The 22,936-nt window shown below is 61.7% G+C and carries 22 protein-coding genes; 17 read left to right on the plus strand and 5 right to left on the minus strand.

Features of this window, described 5'->3' with window-relative positions:
* Nucleotides 1–125 precede the first annotated feature (125 nt).
* The 5 genes from P3T17_RS06805 (at nucleotide 126) to P3T17_RS06825 (ending at nucleotide 4,501) form a co-directional block, all read left to right on the plus strand.
* Entirely contained in the window at nucleotides 126–1,124 is a 999-nt protein-coding gene (locus P3T17_RS06805) for a hypothetical protein (protein WP_429405638.1), read from the plus strand.
* A 67-nt stretch (nucleotides 1,125–1,191) separates the two neighbouring features.
* Nucleotides 1,192–1,482 carry a hypothetical protein gene (locus P3T17_RS06810; RefSeq protein WP_074266500.1) on the plus strand — a complete coding sequence of 97 codons (291 nt, stop codon included), beginning with the start codon at nucleotides 1,192–1,194 and terminating at the stop codon, nucleotides 1,480–1,482.
* A 26-nt stretch (nucleotides 1,483–1,508) separates the two neighbouring features.
* Entirely contained in the window at nucleotides 1,509–2,222 is a 714-nt protein-coding gene (locus P3T17_RS06815; RefSeq protein ID WP_074266501.1) for a response regulator, read from the plus strand.
* Nucleotides 2,219–3,574 carry an ATP-binding protein gene (locus tag P3T17_RS06820; RefSeq protein ID WP_429405640.1) on the plus strand — a complete coding sequence of 452 codons (1,356 nt, stop codon included), beginning with the start codon at nucleotides 2,219–2,221 and terminating at the stop codon, nucleotides 3,572–3,574. Before P3T17_RS06815 ends, P3T17_RS06820 begins: the two co-directional genes overlap by 4 nt.
* Before the next feature lie 165 nt (nucleotides 3,575–3,739).
* Complete coding sequence (locus P3T17_RS06825) at nucleotides 3,740–4,501, plus strand: DUF4410 domain-containing protein (protein WP_429405641.1); 762 nt, start codon at nucleotides 3,740–3,742, stop codon at nucleotides 4,499–4,501.
* A 90-nt stretch (nucleotides 4,502–4,591) separates the two neighbouring features.
* On the opposite strand, the gene P3T17_RS06830 is transcribed toward P3T17_RS06825, so the two are convergent.
* From P3T17_RS06830 to P3T17_RS06840, 3 genes are all read right to left on the minus strand, one after another.
* A complete protein-coding gene (locus P3T17_RS06830; protein WP_429405643.1) occupies nucleotides 4,592–5,383 on the minus strand; it encodes an SDR family NAD(P)-dependent oxidoreductase in 792 nt (263 codons plus the stop codon).
* Nucleotides 5,384–5,522: 139 nt separating this feature from the next.
* Nucleotides 5,523–8,573 carry a sensor domain-containing protein gene (locus P3T17_RS06835; RefSeq protein WP_429406440.1) on the minus strand — a complete coding sequence of 1,017 codons (3,051 nt, stop codon included), beginning with the start codon at nucleotides 8,571–8,573 and terminating at the stop codon, nucleotides 5,523–5,525.
* A 634-nt stretch (nucleotides 8,574–9,207) separates the two neighbouring features.
* Nucleotides 9,208–10,329 carry a porin gene (locus P3T17_RS06840; protein WP_074266512.1) on the minus strand — a complete coding sequence of 374 codons (1,122 nt, stop codon included), beginning with the start codon at nucleotides 10,327–10,329 and terminating at the stop codon, nucleotides 9,208–9,210.
* Nucleotides 10,330–10,717: 388 nt separating this feature from the next.
* Here P3T17_RS06840 and P3T17_RS06845 point away from each other — a divergent pair, with 388 nt between their 5' ends.
* The 6 genes from P3T17_RS06845 to P3T17_RS06870 all read left to right on the plus strand — a co-directional run bounded on the left by P3T17_RS06845 (nucleotide 10,718) and on the right by P3T17_RS06870 (nucleotide 17,033).
* Nucleotides 10,718–12,058 carry an MFS transporter gene (locus P3T17_RS06845; RefSeq protein WP_429405645.1) on the plus strand — a complete coding sequence of 447 codons (1,341 nt, stop codon included), beginning with the start codon at nucleotides 10,718–10,720 and terminating at the stop codon, nucleotides 12,056–12,058.
* A gap of 61 nt (nucleotides 12,059–12,119) precedes the next feature.
* Complete coding sequence (locus P3T17_RS06850; RefSeq protein ID WP_429405647.1) at nucleotides 12,120–13,337, plus strand: acyl-CoA dehydrogenase family protein; 1,218 nt, start codon at nucleotides 12,120–12,122, stop codon at nucleotides 13,335–13,337.
* Between the two features lie 31 nt (nucleotides 13,338–13,368).
* A complete protein-coding gene (gene hpaC / locus P3T17_RS06855; protein ID WP_429406442.1) occupies nucleotides 13,369–13,905 on the plus strand; it encodes a 4-hydroxyphenylacetate 3-monooxygenase, reductase component in 537 nt (178 codons plus the stop codon).
* A 2-nt stretch (nucleotides 13,906–13,907) separates the two neighbouring features.
* The gene (locus tag P3T17_RS06860) at nucleotides 13,908–14,642 is read left to right on the plus strand and encodes an ethyl tert-butyl ether degradation protein EthD (protein WP_429405649.1); all 735 of its coding nucleotides are present in this window, start codon (nucleotides 13,908–13,910) and stop codon (nucleotides 14,640–14,642) included.
* Nucleotides 14,639–15,559: a LysR family transcriptional regulator gene (locus P3T17_RS06865; RefSeq protein ID WP_429289220.1), complete on the plus strand. Its 921-nt coding sequence runs from the start codon at nucleotides 14,639–14,641 to the stop codon at nucleotides 15,557–15,559. The genes P3T17_RS06860 and P3T17_RS06865 overlap by 4 nt, the downstream gene beginning before the upstream one ends.
* 163 nt (nucleotides 15,560–15,722) lie before the next feature.
* Entirely contained in the window at nucleotides 15,723–17,033 is a 1,311-nt protein-coding gene (locus P3T17_RS06870) for an MFS transporter (protein ID WP_429405651.1), read from the plus strand.
* Between the two features lie 17 nt (nucleotides 17,034–17,050).
* Here P3T17_RS06870 and P3T17_RS06875 read toward each other — a convergent pair whose 3' ends face one another.
* Nucleotides 17,051–17,971 (minus strand): LysR family transcriptional regulator, encoded by a 921-nt coding sequence (locus tag P3T17_RS06875; protein ID WP_074266518.1) that lies wholly within the window; start codon nucleotides 17,969–17,971, stop codon nucleotides 17,051–17,053.
* Nucleotides 17,972–18,138: 167 nt separating this feature from the next.
* On the opposite strand from P3T17_RS06875, the gene P3T17_RS06880 reads away from it, so the two are divergent.
* The 5 genes from P3T17_RS06880 to P3T17_RS06900 all read left to right on the plus strand — a co-directional run bounded on the left by P3T17_RS06880 (nucleotide 18,139) and on the right by P3T17_RS06900 (nucleotide 22,145).
* The gene (locus tag P3T17_RS06880; protein WP_074266519.1) at nucleotides 18,139–19,422 is read left to right on the plus strand and encodes an aromatic ring-hydroxylating oxygenase subunit alpha; all 1,284 of its coding nucleotides are present in this window, start codon (nucleotides 18,139–18,141) and stop codon (nucleotides 19,420–19,422) included.
* Nucleotides 19,419–19,919, plus strand: a complete 501-nt coding sequence (locus P3T17_RS06885; protein ID WP_429405653.1) for an aromatic-ring-hydroxylating dioxygenase subunit beta — start codon at nucleotides 19,419–19,421, stop codon at nucleotides 19,917–19,919. The genes P3T17_RS06880 and P3T17_RS06885 overlap by 4 nt, the downstream gene beginning before the upstream one ends.
* A gap of 63 nt (nucleotides 19,920–19,982) precedes the next feature.
* On the plus strand, nucleotides 19,983–20,369 hold the full coding sequence (locus P3T17_RS06890; protein WP_429405654.1) for a tautomerase family protein: 387 nt from the start codon (nucleotides 19,983–19,985) through the stop codon (nucleotides 20,367–20,369).
* A 109-nt stretch (nucleotides 20,370–20,478) separates the two neighbouring features.
* Nucleotides 20,479–21,012, plus strand: a complete 534-nt coding sequence (locus P3T17_RS06895) for a nuclear transport factor 2 family protein (protein ID WP_429289215.1) — start codon at nucleotides 20,479–20,481, stop codon at nucleotides 21,010–21,012.
* Nucleotides 21,009–22,145 (plus strand): amidase, encoded by a 1,137-nt coding sequence (locus P3T17_RS06900; RefSeq protein ID WP_429405656.1) that lies wholly within the window; start codon nucleotides 21,009–21,011, stop codon nucleotides 22,143–22,145. The genes P3T17_RS06895 and P3T17_RS06900 overlap by 4 nt, the downstream gene beginning before the upstream one ends.
* A gap of 131 nt (nucleotides 22,146–22,276) precedes the next feature.
* Here the strand turns inward: P3T17_RS06900 and P3T17_RS06905 are convergent, their stop codons facing one another.
* Nucleotides 22,277–22,465, minus strand: a complete 189-nt coding sequence (locus P3T17_RS06905) for a hypothetical protein (protein WP_429405658.1) — start codon at nucleotides 22,463–22,465, stop codon at nucleotides 22,277–22,279.
* Here P3T17_RS06905 and P3T17_RS06910 point away from each other — a divergent pair.
* A complete protein-coding gene (locus P3T17_RS06910; RefSeq protein ID WP_429405660.1) occupies nucleotides 22,464–22,802 on the plus strand; it encodes a hypothetical protein in 339 nt (112 codons plus the stop codon). The two genes, P3T17_RS06905 and P3T17_RS06910, sit on opposite strands and share 2 nt — an antisense overlap.
* Nucleotides 22,803–22,936 lie beyond the last annotated feature (134 nt).

Genomic DNA, 22,936 nt, shown 5'->3' on the forward strand with positions numbered 1-22,936 from the left:
GGCGCGCCGCCATGGTGTAACACCGCGACATCTTTTACCGGGCGATTATTTCGCGAGCTCCTTTTATAGTTCGTCCCGTTGCCGCGCCGCAGTGCGTGACTGAACCGAACCTTGAAGGACACCTCATGAAACTCCGCCACCTCACCGCAGCCAGCGCTGCGCTGCTCATCGCCGTCAGCACGCCCGCCTTCGCCGGATGGTCGGGTCATGGCACTGCCTACACGCCGCACGGCACCTACAACGGCGCACATTACGGCTCCTGCACGGGCGGCAGTTGTACGCACGCAGGCGGCGTCGCGAATCCCTATGGCGGTATCGCCACCAACACCGGCACCGTCACTCGCACTGCTCCCGGCCAGTTTTCGAATTCGGGCACAGCCACCGGCCCTAACGGACGCCAGGTCCAGCACTCGGGTGACACAAGCTGCGCAGGCGGTACGTGCGACCACACCGGCACCCTGACCGGCTCGGACGGCCACAGCGCCACGACGTCGGGCAGCGTGACGCGCAGCGCGCCGGGTCAGTATTCGTCTTCGGGCACGATCACTGCCGCGAACGGCAACACCACTAGTCACACGGCATCGACAGACTGCGCCGGTTCCACCTGCACCCGTTCCGGCACCGTGACGGGCACCGACGGTGGAACCGTCACGCATTCGGGCAGCGCGACACGCGTGGCCGCTGGCGTGGTCACGACGGGCGGCGGCACGACGGTTGTGCACGGCGGCACAGTGACCACCAGTGGCACTGTCACGACGGTGGGCGCTACGGTTGCCGTGGGTACCGCACCGGTCGTGGTCGCGCCGCCGCCAGTCGCCGTCGCACCCGCACCGGTGGTCGTGGCGCCGGCACCCGTGGTCGTCGCGCCTCCGGTTGCATACGTGCCACCGCCGCCCGTCGCCTACGTTGCGCCTCCTGCACCGAAGACCGTCTACGTTGCGCCGCCCCCGCCCAAGGTGGTCTACGTCGCGCCGCCCCCGCCGCGTGTCGTGTTCATCGCGCCGCAGTCCCGCACGCTGTATGTCGCGCCGCGTCCAGTGTATGTAGCGCCCGCGCCGCGTCCTGCTGTATTCGTGCCGGGCCACTGGGTTGGGCGCTTCTGGGTGCCGGCGCACTGGGCGTAACGGCAAACATCAGATCAATGAATTAACCCTGCCGGCCATGAGCGTCGGCCACACCACGGAGTAAATGATGAAAAAGATGATCGCGGTTCTTGTCTTGTGTATTGTTTCGGCAACGGCTTCGGCTCAGAGCGCACTGCCACCTGCGGATACCCCGCGCGGCGAGCGTGCGATGCAACAATTGCAGGCTCGCTTTGCCAGTGCCAACACGACGGGCGACGGCAAGCTGACGCGGGAACAGGCGGCTGCGGGTATGCCAATGGTCGCGAAACATTTCGACGAAATCGATACGCAGCACGTCGGTTATGTCACGCTGCCGCAAATCGAGGCACTGATGCAACAGAAAGCAATGTCACGCTGAATGCCAATGAAGCCAGGAGACGCGTCATGGAGCAGGTGAACAGGATTATCGTGCTGGACGACGAAGCCGAGTTGCGCAACATGCTGCAACGGTTTCTGACCGGCCACGGGTTCCATGTGCGCGTCGTCGCCGACGGCAAGCAGCTCGACCGCTACCTGCAGCGCGAGCCGTACGACCTGCTCGTGCTGGACCTGATGATGGAACCGGAAGACGGGCTGACGATATGCCGGCGGCTGCGCGCCGAAGGGCAGACGCTGCCCATCCTCATGCTGACCGCGAAAGGCGACCCGGTCGACCGCGTGGTCGGCCTCGAAACCGGTGCCGACGATTACCTCGCGAAACCGTTTCTCCCTGATGAACTCGTCGCGCGCATCCGTGCGCTGCTGCGCCGCCAGAAAATGGCCGCGGGCGTGCCGACCGTGACCTCGCAAACGCTGCGCTTCGGCGAATACCAGTTCGACGTCGGTACGCAAACGCTGCTGCATCGTGGCGAGCCGGTCGAGGTGCACTCCGCGCAGATGTTGCTGCTGCACGCGCTGGGGTCGTCGCCGAACCGGCCGGTGAGCCGCGAAAACCTGCTTGCGCGGGCGCGCGGCCGCGACCATGACGCGCTCGATCGCAGCATCGACGTGCAGATTCTGCGGTTGCGCCAGATCGTCGAAGACGATCCGTCGAAACCGCGCTTCATCAAGACCGTCTGGGGCGTCGGCTACATGCTCGTGGCAGGCATCGACTCGTGAGCACGCCTACGCGTTCAAACCGGCGCAGCAGATGGCTGCCGCGTTCGCTGCTGGCGCGCAATATCGTGCTGCTGGTGGCGCTCGTCGCACTGACCCAGGCATGCTCGTTTGCGGTGCTGCTGCATTTCGTGCAGCGCCCGCGTATCGACCGTGCTGCGATCATCTTTGCCGACTACGTCAAGACGCTCGATGGCGTGCTGGCCGCCATGCCACCCGACGAAGGCCGCGCCGCGGCCGCGCGCCTCGGCGCTCAGACAGAGACGCCCGAACATCTTGGCGTCGAACCGCAGCGCAGCCCGGTCCGCCTGTTTCGCACGTGGCAACGCGACGTCTTCGTCGGCGCACTGCAGCACTATCTACCGCCCGACATGCTGGTGCGCTGGCAGACCGGCGATGGCGAGCGGCTCTGGATTCGTGTGCACGTAGCCGGCGCGCCCTGCTGGATTGCGCTGCCGATGACCGAAGATGCGCAGGCGAGCGGCATTACCACGACGCTTGTGCTCTCCGTGGGCCTCGCGTTGCTGGCCGCGCTAACGGGTTATCTGATCCAGTTGCACATCAACCGACCGCTCAAGGATCTGGCGCGCGCCGCGCGACACGTGAGCGCGGGCGAAGCGCCCGTCGTTCTCCCGACCGACGGGCCGACCGAAATCGCCCAGGTGAGTAGCGCGTTCAACCAGATGACCCAGGCGTTGCAGCAGGCCGAAGCGACGCGTGCGCTGATGCTCGCTGGGGTGTCCCACGACATCCGCACGCCGCTCACCAAGCTGCGTCTCGCGATGGCGATGGCGATTCCGCGTGGCGCCGACGATACGTTCGTGGCGTCGGCGGAAAGCTATCTCGACCACATCGACACGATTCTCCAGCAGTTCATGGATTACGCCGGCAGCGGCGAGCGCGAGGCTCCGCTGCCAGGCGATCTCAACGCGCTCATCGGTCAGCTCGCGGCGGATTTCGCGGGGCTCGGACACGAGTTCGAACTATCGCTCGGCGAAGTGCCCGTATTCGCGTACCGGCCCGTGAGCCTGATGCGGCTCCTGATGAACCTGATGCAGAACGCGGTTGTCTATGGGCGCACAGGTCTCGCCGTGCGCACATGGACCGAAGACGATGTCGCATGCGTCGCCGTCTGCGACCGCGGCAGCGGAATTGCCGCCGGGGAAATGGAGAAGCTCAAGACGCCGTTCAGCCGCGGCACGAACGCACGGACGCATTCGGGCGGCACAGGTCTCGGGCTCGCCATCGTCGAGCGCATCGCACGCCTGCACGGCGGCTCGCTTCAGTTTCGCACGCGTGAAGGCGGCGGTCTCGAGGTGCACGTCACGTTGCCGCTAAACCGGCATTCTTCATAAAAAACGCGGGCATCCCCTGCCCGCGTGCGACGCATCCCAGCGACATCGCGCGACACAATTCCTGAATGGTGTGCGGAGCCACTTCCTCCCATACTCACGTCTGCGTGCTGCGGCACACCTCCCCCCGACATTTTCCGGCGCCACGGTGCCGATGACAGGATCGACATGCAAACCTCATTCAAATCCCTCGTTCGCAATGCAAAACGTTTGGCAGGCATGGCACTCGTGGCAGGATCGCTACTCTTGACGGGCTGCGCCTCGGGCATCAACGGCACAACGCAAACCAGCGCTGCGCCGCACGTTCGTGCTGACGTCATCTATGTGTATTCGTTTAACGCCACGCCCGAGCAGGTGAAAATGGACAGCGGCATCGCACAAAAAATTGGGTCGGCGATGAGCGGCGAATCGTCTGCGCAAAAGCAGGTTCAGACCGCGATCGATACGCGCGAACAGGTCGCTAACGAAATCGTCCGCGAGCTGCAATCGATGGGCCTGCACGCGGTGCGCGTGGATGGCCCCGCACCGGCGAACCAGAACGCGCTGGTCGTCGAAGGCAGCTTCCAGACGATCGACGAAGGCAAGCGTCGCCGTCGCATCCTGATTGGTCTTGGGGCTGGCAAAAGCGAAGTGAGTGCGTCGGTGCAGATCCTGTATAAGCCCGCCGCAGGCACACCGATCGCACTGCAAAGCTTTTCCGCAAACGCCGACAGCGGCCATATGCCGGGCATCGCGGAAACAGCGGGGGTCGGTGCAGCGGCTGGTCATATTGCAACGGCTGCAGCGACAGGCACGGCGTTGCATGGCGTGTCCGAGGTGAAGCAGGACGGCGTGAGTGGTGACGCGAAAAAGCTGGGCGATTCGATCGCGAAGCAGATTGCAGCGGCAAACACCGCAAACGGGTGGATGTCGGCTAAACGTATCGACTGACGCCAGTCTCAACCTGGCGGCATCTGGCCGGACGCGTGCGGAGTATAGGGCACCTATCGAACCGGCCCAGGATGTCAGTCGTGGTTTCCGTCACTCCGGCAGTGCTACGCCGAGGCTCGCCATCAGCCCCCCGTCAACCCTGAACTCCGCGCCTGTGCAAAAACTTGCGCGATCGCTGGCCAGAAACGCGACGACCTCGGCGACTTCTTCCGGGCGCCCAATACGGCCGAGCGGCTGTGCTTTACCCCACTCCCGAAGGATTTCTTCCTCTCGCCCAGGAGCGGTTTCAGCGGCCGAAAAGCGTGTCATCGGCGCATCGATGCAGCCCGGACAGACTGCATTTGCGCGTATGCCGGCAGGACCAAAATCGACTGCGAGAGAGCGCGTCAAAGCAAGCATGCCACCCTTCGACGTCGCATAGGCGGCAACCCGGGCCTGGTTAGCAAGGGCCTGAACTGAGGCGATGTTGATGATCGAACCGCGTTGCAGTTTGAGCATGTGCGGCAATGCGTGATGACATGCCAGATACGTACCTCGCAGATTGACACCGATAACGCGGTCCCACTCGGCGGAGCCCATGGACGCAACAGTGCCATAGGGCTGAATTGCCGCATTGTTGACCAGTATGTCGATCGAACCCAGAAATGCGGCGGACTGCTCCATCGCGGCGGCAACCTGGTCCTCGATGCAAACATCGGCGGCGATCGCGATGACATTGTGTCCTTCGGCACGTAACGTCAGGGCTGCCTGTTCCAGCACTTCGCGGTCCTCGCCCAGCAGTGCTACGGATCCGCCGCGCTGCGCAATCAACCGTGCGCATGCCAGCCCGATACCGCGTCCGCCACCGGTTACGATCGCGCCCTTCCCTGTCAGCTCACTCATAACGCCCCCGTTTTTCTGCCTGCTGTTATGCAGGCAACAGTAGATGCATCAGCATGAGAGGTTACGTCTCAAGAAGTCAATATAGACGATTTGAGGCGGCCAGCGGCGTGTAGTGCATCGGTCCACTAGACCCTGCTCCTTACGATCGTCGTGCACCACTCCGATTGACGTCGAAACCCACAACCGGCTCTTGGCCGACTTCAGCGGCCGGTTTTGCAGAATCATTCAAGGGAGTTTTGAATCCGGCCATATATGTCATCGCATGGCGTGCCGGCATGGGTTTCGCGAAGTAATAGCCCTGCACGAAATCACACCCGAGGTCTACGAGGAAGGACAATTGCGTCGCAGTCTCCACGCCTTCTGCAACGACAGACAGCCCAAGGCTGCGGCCCATTGCGAGAATGGCAGTAATAATCGCCTCGTCTTCACGGTTGAGACTGATGCCCCGTACAAACGACATATCGATCTTGAGGCGGTCGGCGTGAAATGTCCGCAGGTAGGAAAGGCTCGAATAGCCCGCACCAAAATCGTCAATCGCGATGCCCACGCCCAGTTCGCGCAAGTCCTTCAGAACCTCCGTCGCGCCGGGCGCCACCAGCACACTTTCGGTGATCTCCAGTTCCAGTAACCGGGACGGCAACCCCGCTCCCGCAAGGGCACGCTGGACGACCTGCAGGAAGTCACCCCGCACGAACTGGAGTGGAGAAACGTTGACTGACATGCGCAGTCCAGGCATCACCTGCTGCCACGCTCTGGCTTGCACACAGGCTTGCTCGAGCACCCATTGGCCGATCGGACCAATCAGCCCGTTTTCCTCTGCAACGGGGATGAAGGAGGCGGGATTGACGTGCCCCAACTCGGCATCGTGCCATCTGATCAGCGCCTCGACGCCAGTAATGCGGTTCAACTGTATGTCGACCTGCGGCTGGTAGACGAGCTTGAATCCACCGCTTTCGAGTGCAATGCGCATGCGTCGCGACAATGTCGTGCGCACCTGCGCTGCCTGCGCAAAACTCAGGTCGAAGCGCTGGATGGCATTGGGCCCCGACGCCTTTGCGCGGTACATGGCGAGGTCGGCGTGCCTGAGGAGGGTTTCGACGTCGTGCCCATCATCGGGAAAGCAGGCGATGCCGAGACTCATCTGCACGTGCACGAGGACATTTTCGAGCGAAACCGGTTCTTTCAGGCACGTGTGTATCAATGACAGCACGCCTTTCAGACGATCATCTGTTTCCGGCTTGGCAACAGTAAGGACAAATTCATCCCCGCCGTAACGCACCACCAGATCATCAGGCCCAACACAGGTTCGCAGTTCTCTCGCGACATGCTGCAGCAGACCGTCACCGGCTCTGTGGCCGAGCGTGTCATTGACGTCCTTGAAATGATCGATATCCATGAACAGGATTGCGAAAGTCACCTCGCCCGGCTGTGCATGCCGGACAGCGCGTTCGATCCACTCGCGCAACACGGCACGATTGGGCAGTGACGTCAGTGCATCGCTGCGCGCCTGCATATGCAACCGATCTCTCGATTCAACCAGTTCGGTAACGTCGTTCAGCACGCTGATGTGGTGGGTAATCGCACCGCTCTCATCGCGCACCGGCGCGATGTAGAGCTGATTCCAGAACAGGGAGCCGTCGGCCCGGGTGCTGTGCAGCAAGGTGCTGACTTCCCGCTGCGCGGCCAGTTCGTGACCCAGTTGATCAAAGCCAGGCCGCGAACGATCACGTGCCAGCAGGAATGCGCCATCGCGCCCAAGAACGTCTTCCGGCGCATAACCGGTAATCCGCCCGAAAGCAGGATTGGCGTATTCGATAACCGCACCGCCCGTGGCGGTCACACGCGTAATAAGCACGGCGTTGACGCTCGCGTCCAGCGCGCGGCTTCGCAAACGCAACGCGAGTTCGGCCCTTTTCTGCGAGGTGGTGTCCTCGTAGCACGTCAGCACTCCTGTCACGTTTCCCTGCGCGTCGGACAATGGCACTTTTGTTATGCACAGCCAGTGCAGGCTGCCGTCCTGCATTCGCAGGCTTTCTTCCTGCGACACCAGAGGCTCACGCGTTCGCATGACCTGGGCGTCGAGATTGATGAGCTGTGCTGATGACTCCTTCCACGGCATGTCGAAATCACCCAGACCAGCGACCTGTTCGACCTCGGTGAAGCCGGCGTCGGCAGCAAACGGCCGGTTACAGCCGACATATCGCAGATCGCGGTCTTTCCAGCAGATACGGTTCGGCACGCTGTTGATGACCGTCTCCAGCATCTGCTTGGCCTGCTGGATTTCCTGCTTGGCCTGCTCGCGTTCGGTCACATCGATGGCTGTGATGAAACAGGCGTCGTGACCACCGTACTGCAGGAAATGATAGGACATCTGCACGGTGATCACGCTCAGGTCGCGTCGCATATGCAGGCAGGTGTCACTGGCCTCGCTGCCCTCCGCCCCGCGGTGGAATCGCTCTATTTTTTCCTCGAACGAGACGCGCTGAGCGGCCGGAAAAAGCGCGGTGATGCGCATGCCGCTCAAACCGTCCGCACCATACGCATATTGACGCTGCGCGGCCCCGTTTGCCGCGAGAATGGTGAGTGACTGGACCTCGAAGATCAGCATTGCCACCGGGTGTTTCTCGAAGTATTCCCGAAAGCGCTTTTCCGCTTCGTCCGCAACGATCTTTGCGCGCGAGCGGGCAAGTGAGATCCGGTAATTGGCGGTAAATCCGTAAGCGAGCAGGCCGCTTGCCAGTACGGCAGTGATGGCAAGGGCAGTCCGCTCAATGGCAAGCCGCTGCACGGCGTAGCTGGCATCTGCCCGCGCGCGTGCATCTTCCTGTGCGCGCAGTCGTGCGACCGCCACGGCGATCACGCTGAATGTTTCGTTTGCTGCAAGCAGGGTCGAACTGTTGACCGCCGTGCCGTGCACGCTCACCGCACCAGCGGTCAGTTCGTCCAGTTGCTGCGCCCACTGGGCGCTGGCCTCGCGCATCCTGGCGACCGTCGCGAGCGCGTCAGGCGTTCCCGCAAGGAGCTTCGCGAGGTCGTCGTAGCAACGCGTCGCTTCACCCACCCGTGCTATGGGCCACGCGTAGGAAGCCCAGCGGCTCGTGCCGAGGCCCTTCAGAAAATCAGTGTTCGCGTCGACATGCAACGCCTGCAGCACGTCAAGATCCTGTTTGACCTGGATGACCGCGGCCATGCGGGCATCGGCCCGTTCGCTGGAAGCGAAGATCTGGAAGGCTGCCGCCGCCACACAGCCGATGGCGATGACGCTCACCAGCACAGTCCGCAGCGCAGTGCCGTGCCGGGAAAGCCACTGCCGAGCCGTGCTACCGGCCCAGTTCACCGAGGCCCCGCTATTCGTGGCACCCTGCCAGGGTGCAGCAATTCAACGGAGCAATGGATACGCCCGGATCCGGTCTGCGGTTCGGGCCGGGTATTGAGGTAAGACGCCGTAGCGCCAGCCGACAGCCTGCGCTCGCGCAACTTGCTGTGGACCGGATTTCCGGTGAAGTTCATGAATTGACCTCCAATGCTGCCTCAACACATTATCGGCAGTTGGCCATCAAAACTTCAGCGGCAAGAATAGGTGCGACGTTTTTGAGCCTCGGAGAGCTTTAATCCGCGCGCCTTGTGATGATTTATACCGTCCCGTCGCCTATAGGGCATCGTTATCCATAACGCATTAATAACAGACTCAATCGCGATCCGCGCATGAACTTGCCGCGCATCGCGATGAGATCCTGCTCGGCCTCCTGACCCTTCGGCGAGACGAAGTCTGATGTTGTCACGAGGCTGGTAAACCCCAGCCGCGACTGCTGAGTGCCATGGAACTAGAAGCGCTTGCGGATCCCGATCCGCAGCGCCACCTGATTCGGCGAGCTGGACGGTTCGAGCACGGGCGCGAGATCGGCAACCGCTCCGCCTCCAGCATGCATGTAGGTTCCGGACAGGTAGACATCGGTGGACTTGGAGAGAAAATAGTCCGCGCTCGCATCGAACTCCTGATACTTCGGTTCCTGCCCGGTCGCGGAGACATTCCCTATCGTATAGCTGTACGCAGCGCCCAGTTGCAACGTCGGCGTCACCATGTAGCTGGCAACCACTTCGCCGATATTGAACGTCACGTGTCCGTCGATCTTCGCCCCCACCGTCGGGTCGAGACCACCGAACTGCGTGTGCGTCCAGTCGGCGCTCAACTTCGCCGCACCGAACGTGTACGCGGCGGCAAACCCGAACACCTTGTAGCTGCTGGCAGCGAGTCCATAGTTGCCGTCGACGGTATTGGTGGCCGTCCATACCCCTTCCGTCACGGCGGTGGCCGGATGATCGATCGAGGTATAGGCGCCCACCAGTTGCAGACTGCCGTTCACATACTGCAGCGCAAAGGACTTCGCGCTGTTCTGCGCGACATCGCCCGCGACGCCGCCGAAGCTATAGGTCGCCACGCCGGTTAAGCCAGCAATGGTTGGAGAGACGTACTTGACGGCATTGTTGAGGTGAAAGTCGATGCCGTTATTATCCAGGTCCCCGGGGTGCGGAAACAGAATGCCACCCGGCAAGAGACCGTTTGCCGATAGCGCGCCGATATAGTCGCCGATTTCTTCGCCCTGCCGTCCTAACGTCAACGTGCCGTATGTGTCGTTGGTCAGGCCGACATAAGCCAGTCGTCCAAACTCCCGGCCGCCCTGGCTGAACGCGCCGGTATTGACGTTAAAGCCGTTTTCGAGCCTGAAGATCGCCTTCGTACCGCCTCCGAGGTCTTCGGCGCCCTTGAAACCCCAGCGATTGCCCTGCGAAATGCTGCTCTGCATCTGCAAGGCGCTCTTGCCGCCCTGGTTACTCGACCACGTCAGACCGTCGTCGATGATGCCGTAAATCGTCACGCTGCTTTGGGCCCAGGCCCCAGCACTAGAGAACGAGAGTCCAGCCAAAGCGAGGAGCAGCTTCTTCACAATGTTTCCTTATATGATTTATCCAGCTTTCGTTTGCATGACGAACTAATCTGATTGGGCAGAAGATTTGGCGTTCACCCAGCACGCGCAACGGGGCGGCACTTCGACATGGCGAAGACCCACCCCGTGAACCGAAATCTAAGTTGGCATATTCCCGGCAGCAAATCAGCCAAAAACAGCCTGACAAATAAGCGTGACTTATTCGGGAGAAATTCGGCAAGTGCAGCGCGCCCGACATGAAGCCGGCTCATAGCGTTCATTTTTGTCCCGAATTTGACCGGCCTTTTCGCCGCGCCTATCGTTCGGCCATGTTTCCCGAGTGCCTCTTCTGCCTGCTGTCCCCGGTCTCCGGCGAGCAGGAACTCCAACTTCGTGTGTGCCCAATACCATGAACTCCGACGCGACAGTGACGCTTGCTCCCCCAACTCCCGCCCGCCCCATCAGCACGGTGCGTCGCGCCGTGACGACTGCCGTGCTTGGACAGGTGCTCGAGTGGTATGACTTTTTTCTGTACGGCACGGCCGCTGCGCTGGTGTTTGGCCACCTGTTTTTCCCGGTCGGAAACGATCCGTTGACAGGCACGATTGCCGCATTCGGCGGCTTTACGGTGGGCTTTATCGCGCGTCCGATCGGCGGTGTGCTGTGCGGGCACATTGGCGACCGCTACGGCCGCAAGACGGTCATGATGCTAACCCTGCTGACCATGGGAACCGCGACCGTCTGCATGGGTTTGCTGCCCACCTACCAGCAAGTCGGCCTGGCGGCTCCGGTATTGCTCGTGCTGCTTCGCATCCTTCAAGGGCTTGCGGCGGGCGGCGAATGGAGCGGCAGCATCCTGCTGATTCACGAGAGCGCCCCCGCGTCGAAGCGCGGTGCACTCGCAGCCTGGAGCCCTGGCGGCGCAGCGTTTGGTTTCGTCCTGTCGACGCTCGCGTTCCTCCTCGTCAAGCGCTTGTCGCCCGATGATTTCCAGAGCTGGGGCTGGCGCTTACCGTTTCTTTGCAGTGCGCTGCTCGTGGTGCTCGGCCTGTGGATGCGCCGCTCCGTGGAGGAAAGCGCCGAGTTTGCCGAAGTCCGGGCCACGGGTAAAGAGAGCCGTCTGCCAATTGCGGAAGTGCTGCGCCGTTGCCCCCGCCAGGTGCTGACGGTCTTCGGCCTGCGCTTCGGCGAGGGCGCGGCATCGTATATCTTCTTCGCCTTTTCGATCGCCTACGGTCAGTTCATCGGCCTGAAATCGTCGTGGCTCCTCGGCGGCCTGACGGTCTCCATGCTGCTGATGATTCCGGTCTCGCTGTTCACAGGACACCTTACCGACAAGGTGGGCCGCAAGCCCGTCTACCTGGTCGGCGCCATTGCAATTGTTCTGGTCGCTTACCCCTACTTCGTGTTGCTGAGCTCCGGCGAGTTCGCCAAGGTCATGGCCGCTCTTATTCTCGCCAACAGCATCACGCTCGGCATACTCGAAGGCGCGCAACCCGCCTTCATCAGCGAATTGCTGCCGGTCCATCTGCGCTTCTCGGGACTCGGTATTGGACGGGAGATTTCATCGGTGCTGGGTGCCGGCCTCTCGCCCATGATCGCGACTGCCCTGCTCGCGCATTACCACAGTGCGAAGCCCGTCGCCCTCTATCTCGGCGTGCTTGGGCTGATTACCGTGTTCGCCACCTGTCTCGCGCCCGAGACTTTCCCCAAGGCGCTCCGGCTGCAGGCGAGACAGGACGCTCAATGACACCACAGCGGCGGTAGTCCGCGACTCCATTCGTTTCATCAATACATTCAAGGTATCGAGCATGCAAACCCTCCAAAGCTCAGGCGCGTCGACTTATGTCTACAACGCCCAGCCCGGCAGTTCAGCCACTGACTATCCGGATTACTCAGGCCCGATCAGCCTGGATATCCTGATCGAGGAAATCGAGCGTCGCCGGGACGAATTCGACCGGTTGTCCCACGTTCCGCGTGACATGGTCGCAAAGATGAAACGCGCGGGTATTTTCCGCGCCAGCACGCCGCAGCGCTTCGGCGGCGATGCACTGCCGCCCCCGCGTTTTCTGGAAACACTAGAACGTATCGCCATTGCCGATGGCTCGACTGCGTGGGTGGCGGCGTTCGGTTCCGCGAATACCTATCTCGCGGCGCTGCCGCTCGAGACTCAGGCGCACATCTACGCGGGTGGTCCGGATCAGGTGTTTGCCGGTGGTCTCTATCCGCTTCAGAAGGCCGCACAGGCTCCGCACGGCTACCTGGTCAGCGGGCAATGGCGTTTCGCCAGCGGGTGCAAGGGCGCGGACTGGATCGGAGTGGGCATCGGCGGCGTCCCAGCCAACACGGGCGAAGCAGGCGCCGGGAAACCGTTCACAGCCGTCTTTCCGGCAAGCGAGGTCGAGATCGTCGAAAACTGGAACGTGGTCGGGATGCAAGGCACCGGCAGCCACGATCTGCGTCTGCAGAACAAGTTCGTCGACGCCCAGTGGACCTTCGTGCGCGGCGGCGCGGCGCTCATCGACGAGCCGCTTTATCGATACCCCGCCATCGCATATCAGGCCCAGGTGCATGCCGCGGTCAACATCGGGCTGGCGCGCGCCGCGCTCGATCTGCTTGCGCAGATGTCCGGCGTCACGCAGACCACCACGGGCGCACCGCGTCTGGCGGACCGCGCCTATTACCGCTCAGGTCTCGCGAAGGCAGAAGCCAACTGGCGCAGCGCACGGGCCTTCTTTTTCGAATCCGCGGAAGCCGCGTGGCAGACGATTCTGGCGGGCGACCCCGTGATGCCGGCTCAGGCGAACCTTCTGCGGCTCAGCGCAACACATGCGGCGCAGGTCGGTGCACAGGTCGTGATGCAGGCGTATCAAATGGCCGGCATTGCGGCGATCTACCGCGAGAATCGTCTGCAGCGGCTGGTGCGCGATTCGATCGTGGTGACACAACACGCGTTTCTTGGCGAGGGCACCTACGATGCATCGGGTGCGCTGTTCGTCGGCATTCCGCCCGTCACGCCCTATCCGTGATGCGGAGCCCCTTATGACCGAGGACAACACCATGACGAGCGACGACACCCGGCGCCAGTTCCGCGATGCAATGGCATATCTGCCGGCAGCGGTCAACATCATCACGACGGACGGCCCACATGGACGCTGCGGCATCACCGCCAGCGCAGTCTGCTCGGTGACGGACACACCGCCCACCATGCTGGTGTGCATCAACCAGACCAGCTACGTGCACGACCTGCTGCGGCAAAACCGCAGTGTCTGCATCAATGTGCTGGCCGCGGAGTGCCAGGAGCTAGCGCGCACGTTTGCCGGCATGACAGGCTGTTCGATGGACGAGCGTTTCGAACATTGCGGATGGACCGCCGGCTCCTCTGCCGTGCCGGTGCTGGCGGATGCCATCGCGAGACTCGAAGGGCGGATTGTCGACAGCAAGGCGGTAGGTTCGCACTCGGTCCTGTTCGTGCGCATCGATCACACTTCGATGCGTGAGGACGGCGACGGTTTAATCTATTTCGGACGGCAGTTCCACCGCCTCGAGCGGCCTGGCATTGCGACGCCTTCGGGCAGCGCCGGCACGGCGAGGTAAGCATGGACGTCTGCCTCTTTCTGATCGGCACCGTCGGGGATATGCCCGACGGGGCGCCCACGATCGACGCTGCGTCCCTGCATGGCGCAACGCACGCGATAGATGGTCTGCGGCGTCTTGTGATCCATCGTCCAGTGGAACCCGCGCGTGGCGATCCCTTGCTGAGCGCGCCTTCGAAACATCCGCACTGCGTCCTGCAGTGGTATTTCGACGACCTTGGCGCGCTGGAGACTGCGCTTGAAAGCGACGGCGGCATCCAGGCCGCCCTCGACATTTTGGGTACGTCTTCACATCAGAGCCTCTTCGCGCAGCAGGTCATGGCTGTGCGGACATTCGCTACGCCTGCAGGTGCGGGCGCACCACAACAATCCGCCGAACGATGCACGTATCTCGTCAGCTACGAAGGCGAAGCTGACGATTTCAATGCCTGGCTCACGCACTACTTCATTCACCATCCGCCGCTCATGGCCGAGCTTCCGGGCATCCGCGAGCTGGAGATCTACACGCGGGTCGACTACCGCAGCGGCCTCGCCTTGCCGCGCGCCACGGCAATGCAGCGCAACAAGGTGGTATTCGACGATCCGCTCGCCCTGTCGGCCGCCCTGGCCTCTCCGGTCCGCGCCCGTATGAAGCGCGACTTCGATCGCTTTCCGACGTATAGCGGGAGCACCCCGCATTACCCGATGCGCAGCATTTACGGTAATCTGCGCGAGGAGCCAAGCGATCGAAGGTCATGACCAAATCAAACCCGGGCGATACCGATCTGAATCTGCTGCGCGTGTTCATGGCCATCTGGGATCTGCGCAGTCTGACTGCTGCGGGAGACCGCCTGGGCCTGACGCAACCGGCCGTCAGCCATGCACTGCGCAGACTCCGCACGCTGTTCGACGATCCGCTATTTGTCCGCACGCCTACTGGCATGGCCCCCACCGACGCGGCCGCCCACCTGTATCCGCCACTCGCCCAGGCATTCGGGATCATCAACGTCGCGGTGCAGCAGCTCACGAAATTCGACCCGGCAACGGCTGAACGGGTTTTTCGCGTATCGATGTCCGATATGTCGGAGTTCTATTTCCTGCCGCCGATCCTCGCCATGCTCGAGCACACGGCGCGCGGCATCCGGATCGAAGTCACCAATTTTCCGGTCGAATCGGTGACCGCTGCCATGCGTAGCGGCAAGGTCGATCTTGCGCTGGGTTATGTGCCGGGACTCGATCCCGGCTGCGTCAGCAAGACGCTATTCGTCGACGAGCACGTTTGCGTCGTGCGAGCCGGCCATCCTTTGCAAACGCCGGCGCCCACCAAAGAAGACCTCGCGGGTCTGCGTTACGTGTATGCCAGCACCAACGCGACTGGCCACCGAATGGTGGAGCAATGGCTGGAGGATTTGAATCTCAAGCGCGATGTCGTGTTGCGCTTGCCGCATTTCGTCGTGGCGCCCGAAATCGTCAGGCACACCGATCTCGCGGTGATTTTCCCGCGGAGCATCGCCCAGCGCTTCAATCAGAACGGGGCGTTCCGGATTCTGCCCTTGCCTTTCGCGCTCCCGCCCATCGAGATTCAGGTGCACTCGCATGCGCAGTTCTCGGCCGACCCGGGCATCGCGTGGTTGCGCGAAGCGATCTACGGAATGTTTCATCAGGCCGGCTTTTAAAACCCACTTCAAGAACTCGTTTGCCGCGCCACTCATTTGCTGCACTGATACCCGGCTCCATTTTCGGCGAATTTGACGCACCGAAATGGCGCGTTGAAACTGTTTGCCATGCGGAGCCCTCCCGATGAGGTCGCAACGCCCGACTCTTTCCTCCCGAGCAAACATGGCATCCGTGCAACCATCCACCCCGTCAATCGCAACTGCGGCGTCCAATAGTACGGCCCTTACCCGGATCGTCGTCGCCTCCGTCGCAGGCAATGCGATGGAGTGGTACGACTTCTTCGTCTACGGAACCGCTGCGGCGCTTGTCTTCGGGCAACTATTCTTTCCCGCCAATGCCGACCCGCTTATCGGTACGCTAGGCGCATTCGCTGCATTCGCCATCGGCTTCGTCGCAAGACCGCTCGGTGGCATCGTGTTCGGCCACATCGGCGACCGCCACGGCCGCAAGGCGTCGCTGGTGTGGACTTTGTTGATCATGGGTGTCGCGACCTTCGGGATCGGGCTATTGCCGACTTATGCCCAGGCCGGACTGTGGTCGCCGGCCGCGCTCGTCGCACTACGCCTGCTGCAAGGCGTGGCATCCGGTGGCGAATGGGGCGGCGGCGTGCTGATGATCAGCGAGAATGCGCCGCCGAAAAAACGCGGCTACTACGCCGCGTGGAGTCAACTGGGCGTGGGCGGCGGTTTCGTTCTGTCTTCAGGCGCCTTTCTCGCTGCGCAGGCGCTACCCCACGCGCAGTTCCTCGCCTGGGGTTGGCGCCTGCCGTTCCTCGCGAGCGTCCTGATCTTTGCGCTCGGCGTCTATATCCGCTACAACCTGCCGGAAAGCCGCGAGTTCGAAAACGCGGAGCACGCAGGCAAGACATCGCATATGCCGGTACTGGAAGCAATCAAACGGCATCCTAAGGAAATCCTGATCGCGATGGGTCTGCGCGTAGCGGAAAATGGCGGTGCGTATATTTTTCTCGCGTTCTCACTGGTCTACGGCAAGTTCGCCGGCATCGCCAGCTCGACCATGCTCACCGCCGTCATGCTGGCCATGGTGGTCGAAATGGGCGCCATGCTGCTATGGGGCAAGCTCTCGGACAAGCTGGGACGCAAGCCCGTCTACCTGATCGGTGCCGTATCGCTCATGGTCATGGCATTCCCGTTTTTCTGGCTGCTGAACACGCATTCCACGCCTCTGATCTACCTGGCACTCGTGCTAGGCACGGCGGTCTGCCACGGCGCGATGATCGGCACCCTGCCTGCGCTCGTTGGCGAGCTATTCAGCACCGAGGTGCGTTATTCCGGCGTTGCACTTGGGCACGAGGTGGCATCGATTTTCGCGGGCGGCATGTCTCCGCTGATTGCCGTTGCGCTGCTTTCGCACTACCACGCGTATTGGCCCGTTTCGCTTTTTCTCATGCTGCTCGGGCTCGTGACCGTCGTCACGCTGCGCTTCACGCACGAGACGCGCGCCTCGACGTAGCGCAGGGCCTCGTTCCTTTATAACTGGTCGAATTTGCGCACCGACTCGATCAGCAGGTTTCTCATCCACACAATGCCGTCCTCGTCGTGAAAGTGCTCGTGCCAATGCATTGTCACCGAGGCCGCCGGCAAGCGAACCGGCAGATCGTAGATCTGAAATGCCTTGGCTTTGTTCAGGATTTGCGCGAGACGCTTTGGTAGCGTCGCGTAAAGATCCGTCACCATCAGGATGTTCGGCAACGCGACGAAGTGAGGTAATTCGAGTGCGATATTACGACCGACGCCCTGCGCCCGCAGCGCGTCGTCCAAAGCGTGGTGACTGTGCTCGAGAGAACGCACCTGAATGTGCGACGCGCCAAGAAAATGCTCGAGATCGAGCTTCTTTCCCGTCGGCAAGCCTCGGCGTCGCCGCGTCATACATACGTATTCCTCTTCGAACAGCAACTGGTGGCGTGTGCGCGCCATCAGTTCGGGAAGATTGCCGATGGCAAAGTCCAGCTTGCTGGAACGCAGCGCATCTTCCATTTCCTCCACGGGCATCGGCTGCACGATGAGCCGGGTACGCGGTGCCTGTTCGTGCAATGCCTTGCAGATGACGGGCAGATAGGCCATTTCGCCCGCATCGGATAGCGATAGCCGAAACGTGCGTGTGCTCACCGCCGGATCGAATGACTCTGCGTAGCGCAGCGCCTCGCGCACGGTGTCGAGCGCACGGCCCACGATCGTCGCGAGTTCCAGCGCGATAGGCGTGGGCTGCATGCCCGAGCGGGTACGGATGAATAGCTGATCATCGAATAGTGTGCGCAGGCGGCCAAGCGCATAGCTCACGGCCGGCTGCGAAAGCGCGAGACGTTCCCCCGCCTTGGTCAAACTGCGCTCTTCCACGATGGCTTGAAACACCCGCAGAAGGTTGAGATCGATATGGTCAAGCGAAGTCATGGGAGCAGCCTATTATTTGCGTCACTTATTCGTCGACTCATTTTAGATCGATTTGACCGATATTGGCTACACGCCGAAACTAGTGAAAACGCTAGCGCGCAGCACACTGCGCCCCCGGCCCCGACACAACTTCCAAGCGACTCTACCGTGACAACCCAGAGACACTGATGAGCGACACCCACTATCAAACCATCAACACCGACGCCCTGCATCGTCGCGTACAGCCCGACCGCATTGCACCGTCCATGTACTACGACCCGGCGCTCTTCGAAGCGGAACTCGAGCGCATTTTCTACAAGACGTGGATCTGGGTCGCGCACGCAAGCGAGCTGCCGAACCCCGGCGATTTCCGCACCACGACGATTGGGCGTCAGCCCGTCATCGTGGTACGCGACAAGAGCGGCGCGGTGAACGTGTTGCAAAACCGCTGCCGCCATCGCGGCGCCACCGTCTGCGAGGAACACAAGGGCAACGCAAAAGGCTTTACGTGCCCCTATCACAGCTGGTCGTACGCGCTTGACGGCACGTTGCGCGCTCTACCCTATGGCGACGGCTACGAAGGCGTCTGCGAGAAAAACGAACTTCCGCTGAAATCGCTGCGCGTGGGCATCTATCAAGGCCTGATCTTCGCGAGCTTCAACGAAGAGATCGAGCCGCTGGAAGACTTTCTCGGCGGCGCCAAGCCGTGGATCGATCTGTTCATGAAGCAGGGCGCCGGCTATCCGATCAAGGCGAACGGCGAGCATAAGTTCAGATTCAAGGGCAACTGGAAAATCCAGCTGGAAAACACCACTGATCTCTATCACTTCCCGGTCGTTCACAAGTCGTGGATGAAATCGATCGACGACGAAACAGCCGCTGTGATCACCAGCTTCATGACAAGCGACGACGCCTTCTGCCGCTCGCTCGGCAATGGCCATAGCCTTGCGGTGCTCGTGCCGGAGCTGGTCGATCTCGACCACGACGACGGTGCACCGTTGCCCGAGCGCTTCAACGATCTCGCCACGAAGCTGGCCGAGCGTCACTCGCCCGATGAAGTCCGGCGCGTCGTGCGCTCGCTGATGGGCGTCGGCTTCAATCTGAATCTGTTTCCGAATCTGGCGTTGTCGATGGCGTTCTTCCGCGTACTGCGGCCGCTGTCTGCAGAGGAAACAGAAATCCGCCACGTCGCGCTCGCGATGGACGGCGGACCCGATGAAGCGAACCGCGTTCGCCTGCGTATTCATGAGCACTTCCAGGGTCCCTTCGGGTTTGGCAGCCCGGACGATGCGGAAGCGTGGGAACGCGTTCAGCGCGGCTCGCACGCCGGCCCCGATGTGCCGATCCTGGTAAACCGCGGGCTCAACCGCGAGGCCACCGCGGCGAACGGCGAAAAGACCGCACATGCCACCGACGAGACGGGCATGCGCGAAGCGTACAGGCAGTGGCGTGCAATGATGGAGCAGGCATGATGGATGAGCGCAACACCCCTTTCTCGCAGCAAACCTTCGCGCGGGCCGTCGAGTTCATCTGGCGCGAAGCCGAGATGCTCGACCGCCGCGACTACCGTGCATGGCTCGATCTATGGGATACCTCAGGTTTCTACGTAGTGCCGATCGATCCCAGCACGACCGACTACGCAGCCTCGTTGAACTACGCCTATGACGATCAGGATATGCGCGAAAAGCGCGTGCAACGGATGACGTCGGGCTATTCCGCATCGGCCTCAGATGCCGCACGAACCGTGCGCACCGTGTCGCGCTTCACGTTTGAAAGCACTACCTCGGAAGTGGTCGAAGTGAAATCGGCGCAGGTGATCGTCGCTTACAAGCGCGGCGTCACGACAATCTTTGCAGCAGACCTCTCGCACACGGTCAGCTTTGCGAGTGGCGAACCACGCCTCGTTGAAAAGGTCATCCGTTTGATCGATTCGACTGAAGCGCTCAGCGCAATCGGCTTCCTGCTTTGATTGCTCCATGAAAATGCATCGACCGTGAGCCGACGGACGATGCATACAACCGGTATCTCTCTCATGCCTACACTCGAAGTCTATTTGGCCGCGGGTCACAGCGATGCCAGGAAAGCGGCGTTGATTCACGGAATGACGCAAGCGACTGTCCGTGCGATCGGCGCGCCCGCCGAATCGGTGCGCGTGCTGCTCAGCGAGTTGCCCGCGGCGCACTTCGGTATTGGCGGCAAGAGCGCAGCCAACGGCGCGGCGCCATCCCTGCCGGTCATTGTCGCGATCCTGATTGCCGGTCGCACCGACGCGCAAAAGCAGGCGTTGATCTCTGCGCTCTCCGCCACCGGCGCTGCGATACTGGATGCCCCCATCGAGGCGACGCGCGTCATCATCAAGGACATTCCCAACACTGACTTCGGCATTGGCGGTCAGACGGCACGGGTGCTCGGGCGCTGACAGCTGACGGGGCGTGTGCCTCCCGACCTGTGGCGCTACCGGGATAAAAGCATATGTTGGTCGGGAATTGGTCGTACCGTCCGCAACGAATGCGCAGGAGTGAAGCGACATGACACGGAATGACAGCCCTCAAGGGCAGAGCACGCTCGAGGCACTCCAGGCGCGCATCTCGGCACTCGAAGCCGAACGCGCTGTCCGCAAGACAATCTCGCGGTATATGGCGCTTTGCGACGTTCCTTCAGCCGCCAGCAGCGGTGAATCTTTGGCGGCGCTGTTCGCCAATGACGCAATCTGGGAAGGTATTGGCTCCCAATACGCGCAGAAATTCGGTCGCCTGGAAGGACGCGCAGAAATCGTCACGATGCTGCAGCGGTATCTCCCGCCCACCCCGCACTTCACCACGAATGTGCACTTCCTGACGGCGGAAACAATCGAGGTCGCGGGCTCGTCGGCCAAGGGGCGCTGGGTAATGCTTCAGGCGTCCGGCTACGTCGACGCTCCAGCACAACTGATCTCCGCGCGCCTTGAAGTCGATTTCTCGCCCGCACCTGACGGCGACCGGTGGCTCATCCAGCATTTTCGCACCGAGCGTCTGTTCGACGCGCCCTGGCACGTCAATCCTCGAAACGACACGACATCATGACAGCCTTTATCAGTCAGTTTTCCTTACGTTCTAACGAAGCCGCGAGCGCGCCGACGATTGCGATCAAGGACACGATCGACGTTGCTGGCCACCCGACCACCGCGGGAAGCCGGGCGCTCGCCGGCTCACCACCTGCGGCACGCCATGCCGACGTGGTGCAAAACGTGCTCGATGCGGGTTGGCATATCGTCGGCAAGGCGAACATGCATGAACTGGCGTTCGGCATGACAGGTATCAACGATTTCACCGGCACACCGCGCAATCCGCAAGATCCAGTGCGAATTCCAGGGGGTTCGTCGAGCGGCTCGGCGTCGGCGGTCGGCCTCGAGCTCGTGGACGCGGCACTCGGTACTGACACCGGCGGCTCCATCCGCGGACCCGCAGCGTGTTGCGGAGTGATTGGCCTCAAGCCCACGTTCGGGCGCGTGTCGCGTGTCGGCGTCGCACCCGCCGAATCGTCGCTCGACTGCGTTGGCCCGTTTGCCCGTGACATGCGAACGCTCATCGCTGCGATGGCGGGGATCGACCCAACATTCGGTATCGGCGCCGCAAGCGAGGGGCGTACAGGGATCAACATCGCATGCGTGTCGGTGGAGGCCGACGCCGACATACTCAAGGCTGTGCAGAACGCGGTCGATCGGGTCGGAGGCAATACGCGATCTATCGAGCTTCGCCTTCTTCAAGACGCGTTCGACGCGGGACTCGCATTGATCAATGCGGAGACCTCGCGCGCTTTCGGACACCTGGCCGGAGCCGGTCGACTCGGCGCCGATCTCGAAGCGCGTTTGCGCCTCGCTGCCGCGACGACGGCCGCGCAGTTAGAGGCGGCGGAGCAGGTGCGGCGCCGGTTCACGGAGGCAGTCGACCACGCTCTCGCCGACGTGGACGTGCTTGTCATGTCCACCTTGCCTACTCTGCCCATCACAGTTGAGGCTGCGCGCAGCGGTACGTCGGTTATCGCCATGTCGTCACTAATTCGCCCGTTCAATCTGAGTGGTCATCCGGCACTCAGTATGCCGATACCTGTTGCCAATTCGTCGCTGAAAGCAGGCTTGCAGATTATCGGGCGCAAGGGTGCCGACGAACGGGTATGTGCTGTCGCAGCGTGCTTTGAGGCCGCGCTTGCGACGTGATTATCCCGGCGCCCATTATTCGCGATCCGGGAAGATTCTCTTCCGCAAAAGCGAGAATCCTCCGGATCCGGTCGCGCTCGTCCAGCGCTTTACGACGTGGCGTTCACCCTAAACTGTCGGCATATAGCCCCTTACGCCAGAAGATGACGATGCTGTGCGATGAACTGTTCTGGCGTCGTCAGCGGCTGACCAACGATTTCAGCCGCGCTGTTGTCGACGCCCACCAATAGCTGTTCCTGCTGATCGACCTTGATCGCCTTGAAATGCAATCTGATTTCGGAGAGCATTGAAGATGCATCGGCCAGATTGCTCGACTTCATGAAGGAAAGTGCGGCGTCTGGTAAGCCAACGACTCAATACGTCGACAGATATCTCACTGAGCAACACCGCGACGAGAGGGGAGACGGATGCCTGATCGCAGCATTGGGGAGCGAGATTGCGCGCGAGCCTGCGGCTCAAGCTGCATTCACGCGGCATGTGGAGGGTACGCTCAAAGGCTTAACCGAGCCACTTGCAAAGGCAAAAAAGAAAAATGCTCGTCGCGATGCGATCCATACGCTTTCGAGCATCGTCGGAGCCATCATTCTGGCTCGCGCGGTTGATGACCCTGAACTCTCGGAAGAGATTCTCCGCGAGGTGCGGGCGGTTCTGGACTGAATGCGTGCCTATCGGGTGATGTGCAATTGAACAGGCGACTGTCCCTCGTCACTCCCCTTCCTCACAGGAGCCCAACCTACCGACGTTTGCGGCGAAGTTCGCGCCCTGCGTATACAGCCAAAAAAAGGCCAATA

This window comes from Paraburkholderia sp. GAS82 (assembly GCF_050436285.1).
In the GTDB taxonomy this organism is placed as follows: Bacteria; Pseudomonadota; Gammaproteobacteria; order Burkholderiales; family Burkholderiaceae; genus Paraburkholderia; species Paraburkholderia phenazinium_B.

Coding starts and splice junctions, on each gene's coding strand:
- P3T17_RS06805 (WP_429405638.1), top strand. CDS start 126: ATGAAACTCCGCCACCTCACCGCAGCCAGCGCTGCGCTGCTCATCGCC.
- P3T17_RS06810 (WP_074266500.1), top strand. CDS start 1,192: ATGAAAAAGATGATCGCGGTTCTTGTCTTGTGTATTGTTTCGGCAACG.
- P3T17_RS06815 (WP_074266501.1), top strand. CDS start 1,509: ATGGAGCAGGTGAACAGGATTATCGTGCTGGACGACGAAGCCGAGTTG.
- P3T17_RS06825 (WP_429405641.1), top strand. CDS start 3,740: ATGCAAACCTCATTCAAATCCCTCGTTCGCAATGCAAAACGTTTGGCA.
- P3T17_RS06830 (WP_429405643.1), bottom strand. CDS start 5,383: ATGAGTGAGCTGACAGGGAAGGGCGCGATCGTAACCGGTGGCGGACGC.
- P3T17_RS06835 (WP_429406440.1), bottom strand. CDS start 8,573: ATGGCCGCGGTCATCCAGGTCAAACAGGATCTTGACGTGCTGCAGGCG.
- P3T17_RS06845 (WP_429405645.1), top strand. CDS start 10,718: ATGAACTCCGACGCGACAGTGACGCTTGCTCCCCCAACTCCCGCCCGC.
- P3T17_RS06850 (WP_429405647.1), top strand. CDS start 12,120: ATGCAAACCCTCCAAAGCTCAGGCGCGTCGACTTATGTCTACAACGCC.
- hpaC (WP_429406442.1), top strand. CDS start 13,369: ATGACGAGCGACGACACCCGGCGCCAGTTCCGCGATGCAATGGCATAT.
- P3T17_RS06860 (WP_429405649.1), top strand. CDS start 13,908: ATGGACGTCTGCCTCTTTCTGATCGGCACCGTCGGGGATATGCCCGAC.
- P3T17_RS06865 (WP_429289220.1), top strand. CDS start 14,639: ATGACCAAATCAAACCCGGGCGATACCGATCTGAATCTGCTGCGCGTG.
- P3T17_RS06870 (WP_429405651.1), top strand. CDS start 15,723: ATGGCATCCGTGCAACCATCCACCCCGTCAATCGCAACTGCGGCGTCC.
- P3T17_RS06875 (WP_074266518.1), bottom strand. CDS start 17,971: ATGACTTCGCTTGACCATATCGATCTCAACCTTCTGCGGGTGTTTCAA.
- P3T17_RS06880 (WP_074266519.1), top strand. CDS start 18,139: ATGAGCGACACCCACTATCAAACCATCAACACCGACGCCCTGCATCGT.
- P3T17_RS06885 (WP_429405653.1), top strand. CDS start 19,419: ATGATGGATGAGCGCAACACCCCTTTCTCGCAGCAAACCTTCGCGCGG.
- P3T17_RS06890 (WP_429405654.1), top strand. CDS start 19,983: ATGCCTACACTCGAAGTCTATTTGGCCGCGGGTCACAGCGATGCCAGG.
- P3T17_RS06895 (WP_429289215.1), top strand. CDS start 20,479: ATGACACGGAATGACAGCCCTCAAGGGCAGAGCACGCTCGAGGCACTC.
- P3T17_RS06900 (WP_429405656.1), top strand. CDS start 21,009: ATGACAGCCTTTATCAGTCAGTTTTCCTTACGTTCTAACGAAGCCGCG.
- P3T17_RS06910 (WP_429405660.1), top strand. CDS start 22,464: ATGAAGGAAAGTGCGGCGTCTGGTAAGCCAACGACTCAATACGTCGAC.
- P3T17_RS06905 (WP_429405658.1), bottom strand. CDS start 22,465: ATGAAGTCGAGCAATCTGGCCGATGCATCTTCAATGCTCTCCGAAATC.